Source organism: Christiangramia sediminis, from assembly GCF_020552705.1.
Classification (GTDB): domain Bacteria; phylum Bacteroidota; class Bacteroidia; order Flavobacteriales; family Flavobacteriaceae; genus Christiangramia; species Christiangramia sediminis.
In genome coordinates this window covers 159,909-180,464 of the sequence record NZ_JAJBZG010000004.1, presented here as the reverse complement: position 1 = coordinate 180,464, position 20,556 = coordinate 159,909, and the positions used below count along the sequence as shown (strand labels likewise).

At 38.2% G+C, this 20,556-nt stretch carries 11 protein-coding genes; 6 read left to right on the top strand and 5 right to left on the bottom strand.

Annotated features, from left to right (window positions below; genetic code table 11):
• Positions 1-2 precede the first annotated feature (2 nt).
• Both LGQ90_RS09310 and pruA read right to left on the bottom strand, forming a co-directional pair.
• Complete coding sequence (locus tag LGQ90_RS09310) at positions 3-10,169, bottom strand: Ig-like domain-containing protein (protein WP_229340418.1); 10,167 nt, start codon at positions 10,167-10,169, stop codon at positions 3-5.
• 287 nt (positions 10,170-10,456) lie between these two features.
• Positions 10,457-12,100 carry an L-glutamate gamma-semialdehyde dehydrogenase gene (gene pruA, locus LGQ90_RS09305; protein WP_229340417.1) on the bottom strand — a complete coding sequence of 548 codons (1,644 nt, stop codon included), beginning with the start codon at positions 12,098-12,100 and terminating at the stop codon, positions 10,457-10,459.
• A 140-nt stretch (positions 12,101-12,240) separates the two neighbouring features.
• Between pruA and LGQ90_RS09300 the strand changes: the two genes are divergently transcribed.
• Positions 12,241-12,960 (top strand): NRDE family protein, encoded by a 720-nt coding sequence (locus LGQ90_RS09300; protein WP_229340415.1) that lies wholly within the window; start codon positions 12,241-12,243, stop codon positions 12,958-12,960.
• Here the strand turns inward: LGQ90_RS09300 and apaG are convergent.
• Genes apaG through LGQ90_RS09285 form a run of 3 tightly spaced genes read right to left on the bottom strand, consistent with a single transcriptional unit; the run spans position 12,945 to position 15,712 of the window.
• Positions 12,945-13,331 carry a Co2+/Mg2+ efflux protein ApaG gene (gene apaG, locus LGQ90_RS09295; protein WP_229340413.1) on the bottom strand — a complete coding sequence of 129 codons (387 nt, stop codon included), beginning with the start codon at positions 13,329-13,331 and terminating at the stop codon, positions 12,945-12,947. The two genes, LGQ90_RS09300 and apaG, sit on opposite strands and share 16 nt — an antisense overlap.
• A gap of 2 nt (positions 13,332-13,333) precedes the next feature.
• A complete protein-coding gene (locus LGQ90_RS09290) occupies positions 13,334-14,446 on the bottom strand; it encodes a DUF3667 domain-containing protein (RefSeq protein WP_229340412.1) in 1,113 nt (370 codons plus the stop codon).
• Positions 14,447-14,458: 12 nt separating this feature from the next.
• On the bottom strand, positions 14,459-15,712 hold the full coding sequence (locus LGQ90_RS09285) for a type IX secretion system plug protein (RefSeq protein WP_229340410.1): 1,254 nt from the start codon (positions 15,710-15,712) through the stop codon (positions 14,459-14,461).
• Between the two features lie 161 nt (positions 15,713-15,873).
• On the opposite strand from LGQ90_RS09285, the gene LGQ90_RS09280 reads away from it, so the two are divergent.
• From LGQ90_RS09280 to nqrE, 5 genes are read left to right on the top strand one after another with little or no spacing between them, the layout of a single operon-like run.
• The gene (locus LGQ90_RS09280; protein WP_229340408.1) at positions 15,874-17,217 is read left to right on the top strand and encodes a Na(+)-translocating NADH-quinone reductase subunit A; all 1,344 of its coding nucleotides are present in this window, start codon (positions 15,874-15,876) and stop codon (positions 17,215-17,217) included.
• Between the two features lie 14 nt (positions 17,218-17,231).
• Positions 17,232-18,410, top strand: a complete 1,179-nt coding sequence (locus tag LGQ90_RS09275; RefSeq protein ID WP_229340405.1) for an NADH:ubiquinone reductase (Na(+)-transporting) subunit B — start codon at positions 17,232-17,234, stop codon at positions 18,408-18,410.
• A gap of 2 nt (positions 18,411-18,412) precedes the next feature.
• Complete coding sequence (locus tag LGQ90_RS09270) at positions 18,413-19,156, top strand: Na(+)-translocating NADH-quinone reductase subunit C (protein WP_229340403.1); 744 nt, start codon at positions 18,413-18,415, stop codon at positions 19,154-19,156.
• A gap of 3 nt (positions 19,157-19,159) precedes the next feature.
• On the top strand, positions 19,160-19,906 hold the full coding sequence (locus LGQ90_RS09265; protein WP_229340401.1) for an NADH:ubiquinone reductase (Na(+)-transporting) subunit D: 747 nt from the start codon (positions 19,160-19,162) through the stop codon (positions 19,904-19,906).
• Between the two features lie 27 nt (positions 19,907-19,933).
• Positions 19,934-20,548 (top strand): NADH:ubiquinone reductase (Na(+)-transporting) subunit E, encoded by a 615-nt coding sequence (gene nqrE, locus LGQ90_RS09260; RefSeq protein ID WP_229340399.1) that lies wholly within the window; start codon positions 19,934-19,936, stop codon positions 20,546-20,548.
• The last annotated feature ends 8 nt before the right edge of the window (positions 20,549-20,556 follow it).

Here is a 20,556-nt window from a genome sequence, read left to right as displayed (position 1 = left end):
TACTATTTAATTACCACTTTCTTGTCAGAGATTCCATTTTCGCTAAATACTTTTATTATGTAAACTCCCGAACGCACAGGTCGCATTCCCAATAATATCTCTCTTTGCGTAGGGATCTCATCATATTGTTGAATTAATTTTCCTCCCATATCAAAGATCATTACTTTAGAAACATCCAACATATCAAAGTTGCTAATCTTTACTTGTTTACTGAAGGTACTGTAGCTAATACCTACAAGCCCATCAATAACTGGTAGATCAGGATTTAAAATATCATCTGGATCTGGAAGAGTAGGATCCTGAGACTTTTCTTTGAAGAACACGATCTCAAATCTATCATTGATTTCTCCTCCAGTTTCAGCAGTGCCTATATAAGATTCAGTTAGGATATCATGAATGCTGTCTAAAACTTTGTCCTTAAGATAAAGTTCTTTGCCAGATGGCCAGTTTTCAGTTGTATCTATTTTTATGGTGAATTCTCCACCTTCTTTAGACTTTATTGCCAATGGTAATATCTGTTCTTTTTCGAAATCTGGAACTCCCTGTATTACGTATGGTTTTTCATCGAAATACCAGTACATATCTTCCATATTATTTTCAATCAAGGGAGCGTCGTAACCTAAATCGAAACCATTAGTTGTATTCTGATCCATAGTTACAAGTAACTGTCTATAATATTTCATTGGAGATTCAAACTTCACTCTTATCTTGATCCTGTTATCTTCAGCAATTTTTCCTTTGCTTTGATTTTTTCCTTTTACGATGTCTTCTTCGTGCTGTAAGAAAATTGAAGGATGAGTAGATTCTTTGGCAAAAACTCTCTGAGTATTTTTGAAAATAATGTCTCCTCCAAAAGTTTTACCTGCCACAGGAGCGGCAGTAATATAGAACCCTTGAGCTACAGGAATATATTGTTTAGGTAGTACACCGGTATTTTCATCATCGGTAACATTAATACGCCAGTCATTGGAGATAGCTTCAGCAGAGCCGGATAAATTATAACTAGCATATCCTCCTACATACTCAGCGAGAATATGCGTCGCTCCTGCGAAATGATCCCAGTAATAGATTGTTCCATTAAAGACATTTTCATTATTTTCATTACTTCCCGATCCCGTTCCTACATTAACCAAATTGTCTCTTATAAATTTATCAGCATCAATGGCAGATGGAAAAGGGTTTCCGATCAGATAATCATTTCCTTCCGCTACATCAAGAAATGCAGTAGGAATATTACCATTGTTTGGTTTACCTCGAAATACATAGTTTTGAGTATCTGTTAAACTAGCATTGCCGGTAGTCCCTTTCATAGAATAACCAGCGCCAACTATTTCTAAATAAGCTGAGCCAAGATGCAGCCAATCTGCATAAGTATCATTTTTTCCGCCTCTAAAATCCCATATCCACTCATCACTAATGGTAATTGGATTCGTTTTATTTCCGTCTGCCGAAAAGTATCCTGGTTCAAAATTAACAGGAGGTTCATCTATGCTTACATCTGATCCATCAAAAAGGACCTTATTTAAGATAAAACCAGAATTATTATCAGTTCCCTGATTACTAAATGGACTGGTCCAGTAATTATAATTAAAGCTACTCATTCTTCCCTGTTGGTCAATTTCAGCCCAACCTTTACTACTATTAGCCAGAATACTTCCATGATCCTGAAGTAATTGTGATTCATCAACAAGATCCATATTACCATCAAGTAATAAATAATGTGTAATCCTAATAGCATGATTACCATTAATACTTAGCAAGGCACCCTCAGTTTCAGAAAGTAGACCTAACATGGTTATCTCTTTGCTGTCTGAGGTAATATTGTGATTAATCCTGGCGATATTCCATTCTAAAGCTGTTCCATTATATGTGCTATTTGGATAATCCCATACATCTGGTCTGGCCCATGTAGAGCTTTGCGCCCACGTAGCATCAGACCCTGAACAATAAGGGGTGGGAGAAGTGTTTTCCTGGTTTGTGGTAATATTTACAAGCCTGCCCGGTATTTTGTTTATGGAATGATCTGGAGTGTATCCACCAATAGGTTTTAGGCTGTCGTCGAATGTGGCACATTCCGTTAAATTTAATGGATCCGGTTCGTCAGATATCAATCTGTAATATCCGGCAAGATCTCCCCAGGTTTGATTGTAAAATCGATCTCCATCCTGATCGAGATTATGTGTGCCATCGGTATAATAACTACTTATTCCATCCGGAATTTCCAAATTTGGAACGACTTCACCTTCAATTAAAGAACCTGTTGAAGCAGTATTATTAAGTTTTATACGCTGATTCATCATAAAACGAAGTTCCTTAAGGTCTGGAGCTGTATTCCAGATTCTTACTTCTTCAATCCACCCGGAGAAATGATTTTCGGTTGTTTTATCGTCTGTATTCCATCTTGCACCAATTAAAGTTCTTACTCCCCCTTTTCCAGTAGCTGTTTCTGATATAGGTACTCCATCTACCCAAATATTTCCACCATTGGATACAGCTATATGGTACCATCTGGTATTAGGAGTAACCGAAGATGGTAAATCCTCCATTTTTATTTCAAATCCCGGCCCGCTAATGATTGTTCCTTTTGAAGCGTCAGTTCTACTTGAGCCATTAATTTCTCTGTCAAATGGTCTTATCCAGGCTTCGATAAAATAACTACCGGTATAAGCGGCTGTTCCTAAATCGATATAATCATCATCACCATCAAAATCCAAAGTAGTACAGTCTACTAAGTTGATATTTGATGGATTTTCAATTGGAGGACATCCAGAATTATCAATAAGATTATCATTCTCATCTACCGCAGTAGGAGTTAGGACCCATTTAAAATTATAATCACCTAAGTTTTCAGCTGTGAAAATTGCATTAGGATCTTTTTTTGGATCCAGGCCAGTTGATGAATCCTGGTTTGTTATGGTGAAGCCGGTGGTAACTTCATTACCATCTAAATCTTCTACTCTCCATGAACCTTCATAACCATCCAGGGTTGGATATTCGGTAATTGTTTTTGCTTGATATTCTGCGCTTACTGATGCGTCAAGTTTAACAGTTAGGCTACCACAAGCGCCTACTTCTGAAGTAACCGTAGTAGTATACCTATCAAATGCCCAAACTCTTATTGTTTCAAAATTGTCAATACTTTGACAGGCATCTCCATTACTATCCAGAATAATTCTGGTTTGAACCTCAAAATCATTCCATCCTATTTTTCTGGGAATAAAGTTTACGGTGTATTGATTAACAACACCTATCTCTTCCAATTCATTATCAGGATCATTTAAGTCCTCATCGTAGTACCATTGCAATAAAATATCCTGAGGTCCTTCTGGAACTTCAATATTATCTACCGCCCATACATCACCATCTATGGTGCCAATATAAGTAAAACGTATCCTTAGATTACTCATTCCCAGATAATCCCCAAGATCGATAGACATTTGATTTATATCTGGAGTTCCTTCTCCAAAATGGTCGTAATTACCACTACTACCGGTGGCTACGGTTCCATCACCAATATTGTAATAAAGAATTTTTGGGTTTGAAAAATCAATTGGTTGATTTACGTTAGTTACAGGGTAGGTATTTCCTCCATCAGTTGAGATTTCGACGATGATTGTTGCACCATCAGTTAAATTATAGGCCTGATCCCAGGTGAGGATTGCTTCATCCAATCCGCCAAGAGAGAAGACCGGGGTTTCCATATGAGAATCGTTATCACCGGTTACTAATCCAAATCCTTTATTACCCTCACTTCCTGAATAGGTTCTAAAATTCACCAAAGATCCAGTAGAAGGATTCGTAATATTTGCAGTATAAACTTTTTCATTAGCTGGATTACTGCCATGAGGGTTCATTCTTAACCAATGGTCTGCACGTCCATTATTGGCAGCGGAGTCAAAATCGTTAGAGCCACCATTTGGATTTGTAAAATCCCATCCATTTTTCTTAATCCCGGCATTATCAAAAGCTCCACCTGTAAATTTTCCCCCTTCTGAACTGTAACCTGTTTCTGAAGTTAAAGATATCTGGTCTCCAATACAAATAACCTCTTTATCAACCTCTACAGGTGTTGGTTTAATATCTGCCACGATAACGCTTGTAATGGCAGTTTCAGAATAAACACCATCTGTGCAGCTTCCATTACTTAATACCGCTCTAAAAGTTGTAGAAAGATTATTGATTACACTTTCTATCTGAGTACTTTCTAAAAAAGTCTCATTAGTTTCAATTCTAATCCATGTATTAGAAGGTGCATTGCGATATTCCCAGTATGCAACTTCACCGGTATGACCGCTCAATACCAAATCAGTACCAAAACCGTCTGCCGGATTTTCACAGGTTAGGAAAAGACGTTCGCTATTTGATTCCCATAAAAGTTCACCGCCAACCGGTAATTGGTCAACTATGACTGTTGCTTCGGCAGTATCTTCAGAACAGACCCCACTTTTAACAGTCACTCTGTAAGAAGTGGTTTCGGTTAGACTAGTGAAAGTTCTGGAATCATTTAGATCGATGTCTTCTGTTTCTGTCCACGCATCAGCAGTGGTAGCATTTTTATATTCCCATTTTATAATTTCCCCAACCCTGCTTTCCAGGCTTAGAGTTGCAGTACCACTGGAAACACATATTCTTTCCGGAGCATTCAAGTTTCCTGCAACTGAAGTATCATCTACAAAGACCGAGATATTATAGGAGTTTGTGCATCCTTTGGTCGTTCCAACCACGGTATAGATATTTTCTCCCAAGGTGGTGGGAGTTGCCTGATAGGCAGCAGTGGTACCAGTCTGTAATTCAGTTTCTCCCAGGAACCAGGTATAGGTATCGGCTCCAGTCGCGGTTAAATCGATACTGCTTCCCAGACAAATGGTATTTTCTTCTCCAACAATATCCACAACAACATTTGGTATGGCTTTTATAGTTACTTCAACCGGTGTTATATCACTTTCACATCCTGTGGTTGCTGTAAATGTCTGGCTAACATAATAGGTAGTTGTGCCTACTACATCTGTAGCCGGTAGCGGAGGAGATGTTAATGGATTTTCAGCATCGGCCGTATTGTACCAGTTAATTTCCGCTCCCTCGGCAGGTGTTACTGCTAAAGATTCTAAAACTTCCTCATTATGGCAATATTCAAATTTTATGATTTCAGAGGAAACAGGAGGCGGGGTGTCCAGAATTTCTATTGTTAATTTTTCTGAGAAATCACTTTCACAACCATTAGGCCTTGTTTGTGTCGCGTAATACTCGAAAGTATTAGGAGATGAGGTATCAATTGAAATATTGTCACCGATATAAGTGTATGTGTCTCCTTCAAGAGTATACCATTTAATATCATTTCCATCTTCGCCTGCAGCAGTTAAATTTCCTGCATTAACATCTAAACAGAATTGTTGGCTTGTAACCGATGGAGCTTCTGGTCTTGGATCAACTCTAAATGTGAATGTTTTTGAGGTGGCTTCAGGACAGGTGAAATAATCCGGTCCATCTACGGTTACCCAATAAACTCCAGAATCACCAGTCTCTCCAGATTCAGGATCGATTATAGTAAGGGTGCCTGTATATTCTCCATTTGGTCCTGAAGGTTCGGAAACATTCATTTCGATCTTATTTGTAACTTCGGTTACTACTTGGCCATCTTTAATCCACTCAAAAGTCAATGGTGCGCCGTTGGCATGTCCTTTAAATAAGAAAGTAACTTGTTCTTCCTGGTCTTCACAAATAATAATGTCTTCTGTTGGTTCAGTAATTACAATGTCTTCGTCAACGTTTAAGGTTACAGTTTCTGAAGTAACTTCAGTACAGGCATTATCACCGGTAACGGTTACGAAATACTGTAAAGCATCAGCAGAAGTTACATTTGTAAAACTTAAAATCGGCTCATCCTCCCCGGGTATGGATTCTGTTGTACCATCAACAATTCTATACCACTGATAAATCAAATCATCGCCGGTAGCAATAACTTCAAATTCTGCAGGATTGTTGGAGCATACCCCGGTATTAACTGGATCTGTTGTTATTAATGGAGCCTCCTTAATAGTAAAGTTTGCGGTGGCAATCACTTCCGCACAGCCGGCATCAGAGGCGATGATATAAGTTACTGTATGAGGACCTGTGGTGCTTTCTGTCGCGTTAATTGTGCCATCTGTAGAAATAGATAAACCGCCAGTACCAGAATAGACACCACCTTCATAATTGCCATCTTCGCCTGAAATGTTTACAGGGATGGATGTTTCTGAAGAACAAATTGTTTCTGGATAAGAGATATTGATTTGCGGAGTTTGCGTAATAATAACCTCTGTAGTTACAAGAACCTCGTTACAGCCAGAACCTTCACCAATCGTATAATATACATCATAAGTTCCGGGACTGCTGGTTTGTGGATTTATCTTCCCGTTTTCCGGATCTATTGTCAAACCTCCAGGTTCAGAAGATGAAAATGTTCCATTTTCATAATCTCCCACTCCATTGGTGAAGATGGGGTCTTTTAAAACTGAATCGGAATTGCAAAAAGGATCCTCGTAAGATATTTCTACAAATGGTTCGGCTATGATGGTTACTTCAAACGTGGCCACGGCAGGCTTGCAGGTGTCGGGACCATTATAAGATACTGTATAAGTCCCAGGTTCGCTGGAAGCAGGAGTTATAGCACCAGAACTTGCACTTATAGTTAATCCGACAGGTGTGGCGCTGAAATTTCCTCCCGTAAAATCCCCTGTACCCTCAAGGTTTACATTTACACTACCTGCAATAGAAGTACAAATATCCTCAGGATAAGAAATCGTTGCCGTTGGATCTGGGATAACGGTGATCGTTCCACTTTCACTTGTCTGTAGACAACCTCCTTCTGTTTGGACCGTATAGTTAAATACACCATTTTCACCTGCTACAGCACCAGCTTCTGTAGGGATTCCTGATATAGTTAAAATACCATTTGAAAATGAGGTGTCTAATCCCTCAGGTAAACCGGTTACAGTCGCGTGAGTGCCCGGAGAGGTAATTGTAAATTCAATATTATCAATAGCTGTATTAATACAAAGGCTTTGATCACTATTGGCCGGACTACTAATAGTCACATCTGGATTTACGATAATCGTACCAGTGGTGGTGGCAGTCTGGCAGGTTCCCGCCGTTGTTAGGGAATAAGCAAAAGTTCCTGCTTGAGTAGGAGAACCACTTAGAATGAATTTTCCATTGGAAATACTTCCCGTAATTCCCGTTGGTAAACCAGTACTATTAACTGAGGTTACAGTGGAATTTACTGGAAATTCCATGTTTATAAGTTGTTGATTGATACATACCGTCTGATCTTTGTTTGATGCATCGGTAATCGTGTTATTTGGAGTAACTGTAATAGTTCCTGCTCTTGAAATTTGTTGAGCGGTACATGTTCCTGTTGTGCTCACGGTATAAGGATAGGTTCCCGCCTGGCTTGGAGTTCCTGAAATGGTAAACACACCTGCGTTAAAACTTCCACTTAATCCCGGAGGTAAACCTGATACTGAGGCACCTGTTCCACCGCCACCTATATTAAAAATAATATTATTTAAAGCAGTATTGATGCAAACCGTTTGATCCTTGTTTGCAGGATCACTTATCGTAGCATTAGGTGTAAAATAAAGAACCATGGAATCACTCGATGCCCCGCATCTATTTCCATCATTATCTTTTCCATTTGGAGCAGGAACATTCATGGTTAAAGTTACCTGACCGTTGTTTTTATCAGCCTGACTTGGTGTATAAATTACTGTAAAGGGGCCATTTTTATTATTTCCACCTGCGGTAGAACTTGAAAAACCCGAAGAACCTGAACTCGAGCTTGAAAATTGCACATTAAGAGATGCATCTCCAAAACTTCTGTTTCCAGTAATTTGTACCGAGTTTTGGGATTTGCAAATGGTAATATCCGGTCCGAAATTCGCTACAATGTGGTTGTCTACGGTGATTCCTGTAAATACGGAACTTCCACTATCACCACAAATATTTTGAGCTACTACAGAAACATCATAGGTATTACTTGGTGAGGCATCTGTAATTCGGACAGAAATATTGTTAGTACCTGCACCAGACAAAATATCCCAACCTGTTGGTAAGGTCCATTTATGTTTTCCGCTACCTGCCACGCTAAAAGATAAGTCATAAGGGGGACAAACCGTTTTATTATTTGCAGGAATACTGGATGTAATTGTTCCCGGATTTGAAGGAACTCCATTTACTGATGTAACGGCTAAATTGTTAGAAGAAGAACTGTCACCACATGTATTGGTTGCAGTAACTGTAATATTACCACTACTGCTTCCGGCATTCACAGTAACGCTCGATGTTCCAGCTCCAGATGTAATATTCCAACCTGCTGGAAAAGACCAATTATAACTGTCGGCATTTTGTACAGGTGACACCGAATATATTAAACCTGTTGTGGTAGAACATACTTCGGTATTTCCTGAAATTGTTCCTGGGGTATCAGGGGCAGGGGGAAATACCTCCATAGTAATACTATTACTTTCAATATTATTGTTTGCCAGGCAGGTTTCATTAGAACTAAGAATAACAGAAACGCTCTGCCCATCCTGTATGTTCGAAGTGACAAAAGTGGGACTATTAGTTCCTATATTATTTCCATCTACTTTCCATTGGTAAGAAGCTAAAGAACCCCCATTAATAGGTGTTGCCGTAAAAGTTACTTCATCACCAGGGCAAATATCACTATCACTGGCACTAATTGAAACCTCGGGTGTAAGATTTTCATTGACTATTGTAACAATCGAGTTACTTGTGGCTATTGCCTGGGTAAGACAGGTTTCGTTGGATGTTAGTTCTACGCTTACAGATTGATTTCCCAGTGCTAAAGCATTAGTCGTAAAAGTATTGCTATTAGTACCAACATTCGTAGTGCCAATTTTCCATTGATAAGAAGGACTTACTCCCCCATTTGTGGATGTTGCTGTAAAGGTAACTTGGGTTCCCTCACAAATAGTGTTATCTGTATCTGAAGAAGTTATCGATACCGAAGGAGTAAGATTTTCGTTAATTGTAATGGAGCCATTAAGACTTTGCGAATCTCCACAGCTACCAGTAGCGGTAATCGAATAATTATGTGTTCCAATCACAGAGCTTGAACCAGAGATAGTATAAACTCCTCCTGCAAAATCCCCTGATATACCATTCGGTAAACCATTAATACTTGCGCCGGTTCCTGTTTCACCTATATCATAGGTAATGTTTGCAATGCCTTCATTTTGACAAACCTCTTGTTGGTTATTAGCTGAGGTAAGACCAATAGTGGCATTCTTAAGAATGGTTATTGTTCCCGTTTCTGTTACAGACCCACAAGGACCGGTTGCAGTAACTGTGTAATTGAAGGAACCATCAACCGAAGGAGATCCACTAACAGTAAAGTTGCCTGAACTATAATTTCCTGTTACTCCTGTTGGTAATCCTGTTACACTGGCTCCAGTTCCGCTTCCGCCTATTGCAAATACGATGGGATCTATAGCAGTATTAATACAAACATCAGATTGATCCTTGTTACCAGGACTACTAATAGTGGCATTATCTGTAATTGTAATATTGGCAGTGCTTTCTGCAGTAGACGATGTGACGCACGTAAGACTACTGGTTAAAACTACCCGAACACTATTTGCACCAGCCGCAAGATTGCTAATAGAAAATGTATTTGAAGAAGATGTTTGTGCAGGTATTGAACTTGAATTTACATACCATGCATAGGAAGGATTCGAGCCTCCATTTGTGTTAGATGCAGTAAAAGTTACACTCGTTCCAATACACTTGGTAGAAGGAGTGGAACTTAAGCTGACGGTTGGAGTTTTATTTGAATTGACCGTCATGGTGTAATTACTGCTGGTAATAGAACAGGATGTTCCATTAGCGTCGGTAACCACCACCGAAATCTTTTGACCATTTGTTAAGGAAGAGGTGCTGAAGGTATTAGCCGTTGCTGAATTCACATCGGTACCGTTTATTTTCCATTGAAAAGTGAATGGCGCTGTACCGTTATTAGTACTTGCAGTAAAAGTTACATTGGTTCCCTCACAAATTGTATTACCGGTGTCAGCCGATATAGAAACAGAACTAGGACATTCCTGCCCCCAAATAGAAATTGGGAGAAATATGAAGAACCAAACAGGAAGCAAAAGTAATTTTTTCCCCATAGTTGCTAAGGTTTAAATACAAATAATAATCGTGTAGGGTACTCTTTTGTGGGGCAATAAACAGTGGGGCTGTAATAAAAATACTAAATCACAATTGATTGGGGGAAAGTGGTTTAGCAGATAAATTTAACTGAAATATATTAAATAATCCTAAATTTTCGCTAAAAAACGTTAATAGTCGACAAGATTAGTATAAAATTATAATTAGTTATGATTCAGTAGAATATAGCTAAAAATAAAAAACCGCTGTGAAAACAGCGGTTTGTAATAATGTATGTATTATGTGATTACTCTCCCATAAATGGGTATCTGTAATCTGTCGCTGGAACAAAAGTTTCCTTGATCAATCTTACAGAGATCCATCTCATAAGGTTCATCTTAGATCCGGCTTTATCATTGGTACCACTGGATCTTGCTCCACCGAATGGTTGCTGACCTACTACGGCCCCAGTCGGTTTATCATTAATATAGAAATTACCTGCCGCATTTTGAAGTAAATCAGTAGCCTGGGCAGCTGCATAACGGTCTCCAGATAAAATTGCTCCTGTTAATCCGTAAATACTTGTATTATCCACAGTTTCACAGATATCAATCCATTTCTTTTCGCTAAAGTTTTTATCGTCGTATACATAGATAGTTACCACTGGTCCGAATAATTCAGTTTCCATGGTAGTGTAGTGAGGATCTGTAGTTAGAATCACCGTAGGTTCGATAAAGTAACCTTTAGATTTATCATAATTACCACCTACTACGATCTCAGCATTCTTATCTTTTTTGGCTTTATCTATATAACTGGCCAATTTATCAAATGAACTTTCGTGAATAACGGCATTGATAAAATTGGTCATATCTTCCGGAGATCCCATTTTGAAAGATTCAACATCTTCTATCACAAAATCTTTGACTTCCGGCCACAGGCTTTTTGGAATATATACTCGTGAAGCAGCACTACATTTCTGCCCCTGGTATTCAAAAGCACCTCTGGAAATTGCCGTAGCTACTTGTTTAGCTTTGGCAGTTGGATGGGCAAGAATAAAATCTTTACCTCCTGTTTCACCAACAATTCTAGGGTATGTTTTATACTTCTGGATGTTATTACCAATTTTCGACCAGATACCTTTAAATACATCTGTACTTCCGGTAAAATGAATTCCGGCAAAATCAGGACTTGCAAGTACGGTATCAGTGATCATTTCAGGGTCACCATTGATCATATTAATAACACCATCTGGAACTCCGGCTTCCTTAAATACTTCCATAAGAACCTGAGCAGATAGCATCTGGCTGTCACTAGGTTTCCAAACAGCAACATTTCCCATAAGGGCTGCACTGGTAGGAAGGTTACCTGCGATTGCGGTAAAGTTAAAAGGAGTGATCGCGTATACAAATCCTTCAAGAGGTCTATATTCTACGCGGTTCCAGCATCCCTCAGAAGATTCCGGTTGTTCGTTATATAGCTGCGTCATATACTCCACATTAAAACGGAGGAAATCACAGATTTCACAGGCAGAATCTATCTCAGCCTGATAAATATTTTTGGACTGCCCAATCATAGTGGCAGCATTCATTTTTTGTCGGTATGGTCCGGCAATAAGATCTGCTGCTTTAAGAAAAATAGCAGCACGTTGTTCCCATTCTAATTTGGACCATTTCTTTCTGGCTTCCAGGGATTCAGCAATTGCCTTTTCTACATGTTTTTTATTAGCCAGATGATATGTTCCCACTACATGTTTATGATCGTGGGGAGGATTTATAGTTTTGGTGTCACCTGTTTTTATTTCTTCAGATCCAATATATAGTGGAACTTCAGTATTTGCGTTCCATAGATCTTTATAAGTAAGTAATACTTCTTCTCTTTCTGGTGTTCCTGGCTCATAACTCTTAACTGGTTCATTAACAGCGACCGGAACGTGAAAAAATCCTTTTCCCATAAATATTATTTTTGTTTTTTCTAGTATATTTTAATTCCGTTAAAGGTAAAAAAATAAAGTGGTTTGAAATAAGAAGTAAGCTCACTTCACGAAAGCTTAACTTTTTTTGTAATTTTCCTTAAAATTTTTGAGACTTAAACATGTGCACAATCACATTGGTTCCCCATCCAGACTCCATGAATGGTTTTATACTCACTTCTAATAGGGATGAAGCTGTAAGCAGAACTACGCTTCCTCCAAAGAAAGAAGTTTACAAAGGAAAAAGCCTTTTTTTTCCGAAAGATGAACAGGCAGGAGGCACCTGGATTGGGGTAAGTGAAAATTTACGTTGTATCTGCCTGATGAATGGAGCCGAAAAACCCCACGTTAGAAAACCGGAATATCGTAAAAGCAGGGGAGTGGTCGTAAAAGATTTTCTGGCCGGAAATAAACTGAAAGAGCTATTTGGCAATTATGACCTGGATGATATAGAGCCTTTCACCATGATTGTTGTAGACTGGCATAACGGACTTGCTTTTTATGAATTATTATGGGATGGAAATAATCGAAACGTGACCAAACTTCCCATGAAAGAACATATCTGGTCTTCATCTCCATTATATTCGAAAGAAATGAAGGCTTCCCGGGTTAAATGGTTCAAAGATTTAAAAGAGTCTGAAGGTTTTTCTTCGGAGACTTTACTTGATTTTCATCATAAGGGAGGAGAGGGTAACAAGCAATTTGATCTTATCATCGACCGTGGTTTTCTAAAAACACAAAGTATAACTCAGGTATACAATTCACCTAAGGAATTAAAATTCTGGTATAAAAGTCTAATTACAAAAGAGGTGACTGAAAATTTTCTTCAGTTTAAAACATGAGAAACACTTAATTTGAAGGAAGGGATCTTCACCTTAAAATTTTGAGTAGTATCCAGATTTATCATGTTATAGTGACCTTTCATAGCTCCCATGGGTCCGGTTAATAAGCATCCGCTCTGGTAGGTATGTTTTTCTCCGGGTTTTAGAACAGGTTTTCTTCCTACCACACCTTCTCCGGAAACAATCTTAGTGACATTTAAGGCATCCTTTATTTCCCAGAATCGCGATTCCAATTTTACTGAATTGTTACTTTGGTTCTCGATAGTGATCTTGTAACCAAATGCGAATTGCATTTTATATTCCTTATAAAAGCTTCCTTCGAAATGAGTTTCGACTGAAATTTTTATACCCCTGGTTACTTGCTGGATCATTTTTAAAAAATTGAGAATGAAACAATTATAGCGATAATTGCTGCGATCACAGCTAATGTAAAGAATATAATGTTCAGTAATACGAATTTTAAAATCGTTTTAACACGACCCTGTCCGTAAAAATTGCGTAATGCTTTGTATAAATAGAATATAAACACCGTATTGGCAAGCCCAAAGCCCCAATTTGAATTTAAAAGATAGTCGAGAGAATAAGCTATTATATAAAGGACAAAGAGTGTGGTTTGCACATGAAATGCAAATACAAGATGTTCCATATAATTAAATGGACGCCTTAGGTAAAGCAACCAGATAAACAAGGCGAAAACTGGTAGGTAAAAGAAAATGATGAATGGAAGTTTACTTATAAAGTAGTCTGCAAAGATCTTTGGGTTGGCATAGATCAGGTTAAATTTTATAGCTTTTTCATAGAGCCAGTAATTCCATTTAGTTTTTGGGTATTCAAGTTCCGTCATTACCGCTTCCGCAGAAATTTCTTTGGTAGCCCTGTAATACCGATAAAAAACTGTAAGCTTACTAAAATTACGATTCAGGTAATTCATAGTATCCAATTCCTGCTGCGTATGATAATCATCCAGATAAGAATCTTTTTCCTGCTTAGTTGGAATGTTCTTTATTAAAGAATCCAGTTGAATATTGTTCTGTTTTAAAGCAGGGATCTCATTGATTTCAGACTGAAGCGTGGTGTCCTGCTGAATTTTGGTGACTTCATTTCGAAAATTTTCATCCTGTTCCTGCAAATTCACGCCCTCAAACCTGTCAGAAAATCCCGCGATTAGAAAAAATACGATAGAGGCGCTTAAGTAGAAGCGAAAAGGATTGGCATAACGCATCCTTTTTCCTCTTATGTAATCCTTTGAAATTTTCCCCGGCTTAAATAAAAGTACTCGTAAGGTTCTTTGGAATCTCGAATCATAAGCGAATAGTCCGGAAAATAATTCCAGAAAGAAATCGCTAAAATTGAGTTTCTTTGTACTGTTTACCTGGCCGCAATTCGGGCAAAAATGATCGCTTTTATCTAATGGAAGTTCACAGTTGAGACAGGTTTCTCCGCGATATTTATAAAGTGCATCCTTCTTTTCAAATTTTTCCGACATTGGAAATAAGAATTAGTTTCGAATATTTTCAGAGTTTGCGTATCCAACACCAATTAGACGATCATAGCGTGCGCCCGGAGTGCGATAGTAGACCATAATAGTGTATACATTTTCAGTCTCATCAAAATTTCCACTTATAAAGCCATCGTCAATACTACCTTCTTCGTTTAAAAGAACATACTTGTAATTATAATACCCTTGCTTAAATAATCTTGCGCCTTCGTAATATCCGGATTTTTCGTTATAGGTCAATAAAGTGCTTTTATCCAGTTCAAAATTATTGAAACCGCCATAGAGATGTATTTCGCCATCTTCAATAATATCATAATTTTTCAATCGAAAATGCATCCAAATATAATCTGCTTCAGTATCTGAATTTTGCGCCTGGATATTTCTCACCACAAATCCACCATTAATATCAGGATTGTAGGTATAGGGCTGATTTTTTCTGGTGAAATCCAGAAACAGAAAATGATGATAAAGTTCCCCCAGTTCCACGCTGGAAATATCTGAAGTGCTTACCCTTATCTCTTTATTATCAAATTGAAGAAATTCATTCCCTCCCCAAAAGGATGATTCAGTGTCATAACGGTAGATAAGTTCGTTGGCGATGGTGTATTGCGGTTTTAGATCGGTGATGGCAAGTTTGAGATTAAAATTCTGGACAAGGCTTACCATTACATTCTGATCTGGATTTTTCAAAAGAAGATCGGGGGAATTTATACTGAAATTAACCACCTGTTTCTCATCGATAAAATTTAGATCCCGGGACCTTTTAACTTCAGCACTTATCTGAGCAATGGGTTCGTAGACCATAAATTTTCTGGAAAAAACCAGTTCACGGTTGGAATTAAAAACACTCAAAAGATAGTTTCCGGAAACTATTAGTTGCTTTACATTATTGTTAGGTATAGATAACTCATAATGAGTATAGGGCTGAAGGGTGTTGAGGGCATTGGTGTATTGTATGATCCTTACGTCATCAAAACCTTCCATATACTCATTTTTGGAAAGCTGGCTGGGTGTCCAGTCAAAATTATAATGTTCTATACGGTAATAATAATCTGCTTCATCTCCTATAATATCGTCAAAGCTGAGGTTAATTCGGCTCCCCAGCCTAATAATCGGGTTGCCGGTATTTTCCACAGAATCTCCCTGAAATAGTATAGTTCTTATAAATGTAGGGGGAGGCGTTTCTTCAGCAACCTGCGCAAGGCCTGAAAAATATATTCCTCCCAGAAAAAAGATGAATAGAAAAACTTTCATAAAATTTAATTATAAACAAAGTTAATAGAAATAAGCATTTTCAGTGAAATTATTTTAACAGTTGCTCAAAGTAAAATTCTTCTAATTGTTGGGAGAAATGGAGCGAAAATTCTTAAATTTGCCCGACTTTAAACTAAAAATTTTAACATACACTCCATCCTATGTCAAAAGACATTCGAATTAAAAGAGGATTATCTCTGCGATTAGAAGGAGCGGCGGAAAAAGAGCTTGTAAAGGCTCCAAGATCCAAGACTTACGCGATCAAACCGCCAGATTTTCACACTGTTGTACCTAAAATGGTTGTAAAAGAAGGAGCAAAACTTCTTGCCGGTGATGAGATTTTCTATTCAAAATATACAGATCAAATTCGCTTTACCACGCCAGTAAGTGGTGTTCTTAAAGAAATTAAAAGAGGGGATAAAAGAAGGATCCTTGAAGTAATTATCGAGGCAGATGCCGAAGATGCTTATCGTGATTTCGGTAAATTAGATGCATCTAAAGCTGACGTTAAAGACGTAAAGGAAAAAATTCTGGAAAGCGGTTGTGGTGCTTTTATCTATCAGCGACCTTACGATATCGTTGCCGATCCAAAAGACACTCCTAAAGCTATTTTTATCTCAGCGGTTACTACTGCTCCTCTTGCAGCCGATAAAGGTTTTATCATTAAAGATAAGGTTGCGGCATTTCAGGAAGGGATCAATGCTTTAAGAAAACTAACTCCGGGAAAAGTACACGTTTCTGTAGATGATAGTTCAGCGGAATATTTAAAAAATATTCAGGGAGTTGAATTGCATCATGTAAAAGGAGAGCATCCTGCCGGAAATGTTGGTATTCAGATCCATAAGATCGATCCTATTAACAGAGGAGAGTTTGTTTGGACGGTTGGTGTTGAAGATGTTGCCATTATAGGAAATGTTTTTCTAACCGGTGAATTACGTGCCGATCGTACTATTGCGGTGACAGGAAGTGAAGCAAAAGACAGAAAATATTATCAAACTACTATAGGGGCAAATGTGGCCGATCTTATTGGTCAGGCTCCAGATGGAGTTCGAATAATTTCAGGAGATGTATTGACGGGAACTCAGCTTTCCAATAAACAATATATTGGATTCTTTGAAAATGAAGTGACTTTGATCCCGGAAGGTGATAATTACCGAATGTTTGGCTGGTTGCCATTTACATATAATCACATTCATTCAAATTCACATACTTCTTTATCCTGGTTGTTTCCGAAGAGAAAATTTACGCCTACTACCAACCTAAATGGGGAGGAACGTGCTTTGGTGGTAACTGGAGAAATGGAAGAGGTTCTGCCAATGGATATATATCCTATGCAGCTTATTAAAGCCTGTATGGCAGGTGATATTGAGAAAATGGAAAATCTAGGAATCTACGAAGTAGCCCCTGAAGATTTTGCTTTGGTAGAATATGTGAATACTTCTAAAATTGAAATTCAGGAAGTAATTAGATTAGGTCTGGATTTAATGATCACTGAAGTAGGTTAAAAAGCTGAAGAACTATGGAATGGATTAGACAACGATTAGATAAAATTAAGGAGCCTTTTAGCAAAGGACAAAAATTAGAAAAATATGCCCCGGCGGTTAATGCTTTGGATACTTTTCTTTTTACTCCTAATCATACAACAAAAAAAGGAGCTCATATTCGTGATGCGGTAGACCTTAAAAGAACCATGATCACAGTGGTTCTTGCTTTAATTCCGGCACTTATCTTCGGAATGTGGAACGGGGGGTACCAGTATTATTCTCAATTAGGAGAAGCATTTACGACGTTAGACGCTTTTCTTCATGGTGCAATGAAAATCTTACCAATGATCGCCGTATCTTATGGAGTAGGTCTTGGTATTGAATTCGCCTTTGCGATCTTTAGAGGTCACGAAGTGAATGAAGGTTATTTGGTAACCGGACTTCTTATCCCTATGATCATGCCAATAGATATTCCGCTTTGGATGGTGGCATTATCTGTAGTATTTGCAGTACTAGTGGGGAAAGAAGCATTTGGAGGTACTGGAATGAATATTTTAAATCCTGCGCTTACAGCAAGGGCATTTGCATTCTTTGCGTATCCTACTTATATGTCTGGTAACTCGGTATGGGTTAGTAATGCATATGAAGTTGATGCAGTTTCAGGAGAAACTATCTTAGGTACTTTGGCCTCAGGATCAGATGTCTCTTATTCAGCGATGAACATGTTTTCTGGAGTAATTCCAGGGTCTATTGCTGAAACTTCAGTAATTTGTATTCTTGCCGGAGCATTACTGCTAGTATTGACTAAGGTAGGAAGCTGGAGAATTATATTGAGTGCCTTTATTGGTGCAGCGATCATGGGTCTTATTTTTAATGCCCTTCCTTCATTAGGATTAGAAGGTAATGCACTTACCAACTTTCCCTGGTATTTACATCTAATGGTAGGTGGATTGGCCTTTGGTATCGTCTTTATGGCAACAGATCCTGTATCTGCCGCTCAAACGATGAAAGGTAAATGGATCTACGGATTTCTTATCGGATTTTTATCGGTAATGATTCGTGTATTCAATCCGGCTTATCCAGAAGGAGTAATGCTGGGAATTCTATTGATGAATGTATTCGCTCCTACTATAGATCATTATGTGGTTCAGGCTAATGTGAATAGAAGAAAGAAAAGACTTAAGACTGCTAATCCTCAGGTAGAAACAGCATAGTTATGGAAGAGAAATCAGTAAATAAAACAAACAGCAACGGCTATACTTTTATGTTCGCCGTGATCCTTGTAGTGGTGGTAGCTTCAGTACTTGCTTTTACTGCTACTTCTTTACAGCCAACGCAACGTGAGAATGTGCGTCAGGAAAAAATGCAGAACATTCTGGCTACAGTAGGTATTGAAACCGATAGACCTGGAGCACAGAAATTATATGATCAGTATATTGTAGAAGAACTGGCTCTGAACCAAAATGGTGAAGTAGACGAATCTAAAAATGCGTTTGAGGTAGACTTGGCAAAAGAGCTGAAAAAACCGGTTGAAGAGCAAACATTTCCACTTTATATTGCGGAGGTTGAGGGTAAGAGATATTACGTACTTCCTTTAAGAGGTAACGGACTGTGGAATGCGATCTTCGGATATATTTCTCTTAAAGATGATGTGAATACCATAAAAGGAGCAACCTTTGATCACCTTGGTGAAACACCAGGACTTGGTGCAGAGATCACAAAGCAGTGGTTCAAAGAGGCTTTTGAAGAAGAGAAGATCTTTGATTCCAATGGTAATCTTGTAGGAGTATCGGTTGTTAAAGGAAACATTGATGCTTCAGATAAGGATGATAATAAAGTAGATGCGATTTCCGGAGCAACAATTACCGGGGATGGTGTTTCAGATATGATCTCAGAAAGGTTAAAACGTTATTTACCTTATTTTGAGAAGCAAAAAGATATTAAAGTAGCAATAAAATAAATTATGGCTAAAGAGAAAAAATATAACTCTGCTAAAGAGGAAGAGAAGAAACAGGAAATGATCCTTTTTCTTTCAGATTCTGAAGAAAAAGAGCATTTTCTTTCCAAAGGGAATAGAAAATTACTATCAGATCCTTTAGATGATAACAACCCGATTACCGTACAGGTTCTTGGTATTTGTTCTGCACTTGCGATTACAGTGCAGCTGGAACCGGCGGTAGTTATGGCTATAGCGGTAATGGCGGTAATGGCATTTAGTAACATGATAATCTCCATGTTACGTAATTTGATCCCAAGTAGGATCAGGATCATTGTTCAGCTGGTGGTTGTAGCGTCACTGGTTATTCTGGTAGATCAGATATTGAAAGCTTACGCCTATGATGTAAGTAAACAACTTTCAGTATTTATAGGTCTTATTATTACTAACTGTATTGTAATGGGTCGTTTGGAAGCCTTTGCACTCGGGAATGGAGTTTATAAATCTTTCCTTGATGGTATTGGTAATGCCGCAGGATACGGACTTATTTTAATCATCGTTGCTTTCTTTAGAGAACTTTTAGGTTCCGGAAAATTATTCGGATTTGAAGTTCTTGGTCATAAAGGAGCTACGCTTGCTGATTCTACAGGTCTTTATGCACTGGGTTATGAGAATAACGGTTTAATGTTGCTTTCTCCAATGGCTCTTATCGTAGTTGGGCTTATTATATGGGTACAACGTGCGAGAAACCGTAAACTAATTGAAGCAAACTAATAGCTGAACAGCAAAAAAGTATAGAAAATGGAATTAGTTAATCTATTTGTAAGAAGTATTTTCATTGAAAATATGATATTTGCCTACTTTCTGGGAATGTGTTCCTATCTGGCGGTATCAAAAACTGTAAAAACAGCTGTTGGTTTAGGTGCTGCGGTAATATTCGTATTACTTGTTACCGTTCCAATTAACTTTTTACTGGACAATTATCTTTTAAAGCCGGGAGCCCTTAATTGGCTAGGTGCAGAATATGCTAATGTTGATCTAAGCTTCTTGAGTTTTATCATGTTTATTGCGGTTATCGCATCTATGGTACAACTTGTAGAGATGATCGTGGAGAAATTTGCTCCGGCACTATATGGTGCTTTAGGTATTTTCCTTCCTCTTATTGCCGTGAACTGTGCGATCCTTGGTGGTTCGTTATTTATGCAGCAAAAAGATTTTAGTGGAATGGCTGAAGCTGTTACCTACGGTTTAGGTAGTGGAATTGGATGGTTTCTTGCAATTCTTGCAATTGCAGCCATTAGAGAAAAAATTGCATACTCAAATGTTCCTGCTCCATTAAAAGGTCTTGGTATTACATTTATCATTACCGGTTTAATGGCTCTAGGATTTATGAGTTTCATGGGAATTAAATTATAATCGTAAAG

Excerpts from the sequence above, each read along its gene's own strand:
- pruA (WP_229340417.1), bottom strand. The coding sequence starts at position 12,100 with ATGGGAAAAGGATTTTTTCACGTTCCGGTCGCTGTTAATGAACCAGTT.
- LGQ90_RS09290 (WP_229340412.1), bottom strand. The coding sequence starts at position 14,446 with ATGTCGGAAAAATTTGAAAAGAAGGATGCACTTTATAAATATCGCGGA.
- nqrE (WP_229340399.1), top strand. The coding sequence starts at position 19,934 with ATGGAATTAGTTAATCTATTTGTAAGAAGTATTTTCATTGAAAATATG.
- LGQ90_RS09280 (WP_229340408.1), top strand. The coding sequence starts at position 15,874 with ATGTCAAAAGACATTCGAATTAAAAGAGGATTATCTCTGCGATTAGAA.
- LGQ90_RS09270 (WP_229340403.1), top strand. The coding sequence starts at position 18,413 with ATGGAAGAGAAATCAGTAAATAAAACAAACAGCAACGGCTATACTTTT.
- LGQ90_RS09300 (WP_229340415.1), top strand. The coding sequence starts at position 12,241 with ATGTGCACAATCACATTGGTTCCCCATCCAGACTCCATGAATGGTTTT.
- LGQ90_RS09265 (WP_229340401.1), top strand. The coding sequence starts at position 19,160 with ATGGCTAAAGAGAAAAAATATAACTCTGCTAAAGAGGAAGAGAAGAAA.
- LGQ90_RS09285 (WP_229340410.1), bottom strand. The coding sequence starts at position 15,712 with ATGAAAGTTTTTCTATTCATCTTTTTTCTGGGAGGAATATATTTTTCA.
- LGQ90_RS09275 (WP_229340405.1), top strand. The coding sequence starts at position 17,232 with ATGGAATGGATTAGACAACGATTAGATAAAATTAAGGAGCCTTTTAGC.
- apaG (WP_229340413.1), bottom strand. The coding sequence starts at position 13,331 with ATGATCCAGCAAGTAACCAGGGGTATAAAAATTTCAGTCGAAACTCAT.
- LGQ90_RS09310 (WP_229340418.1), bottom strand. The coding sequence starts at position 10,169 with ATGGGGAAAAAATTACTTTTGCTTCCTGTTTGGTTCTTCATATTTCTC.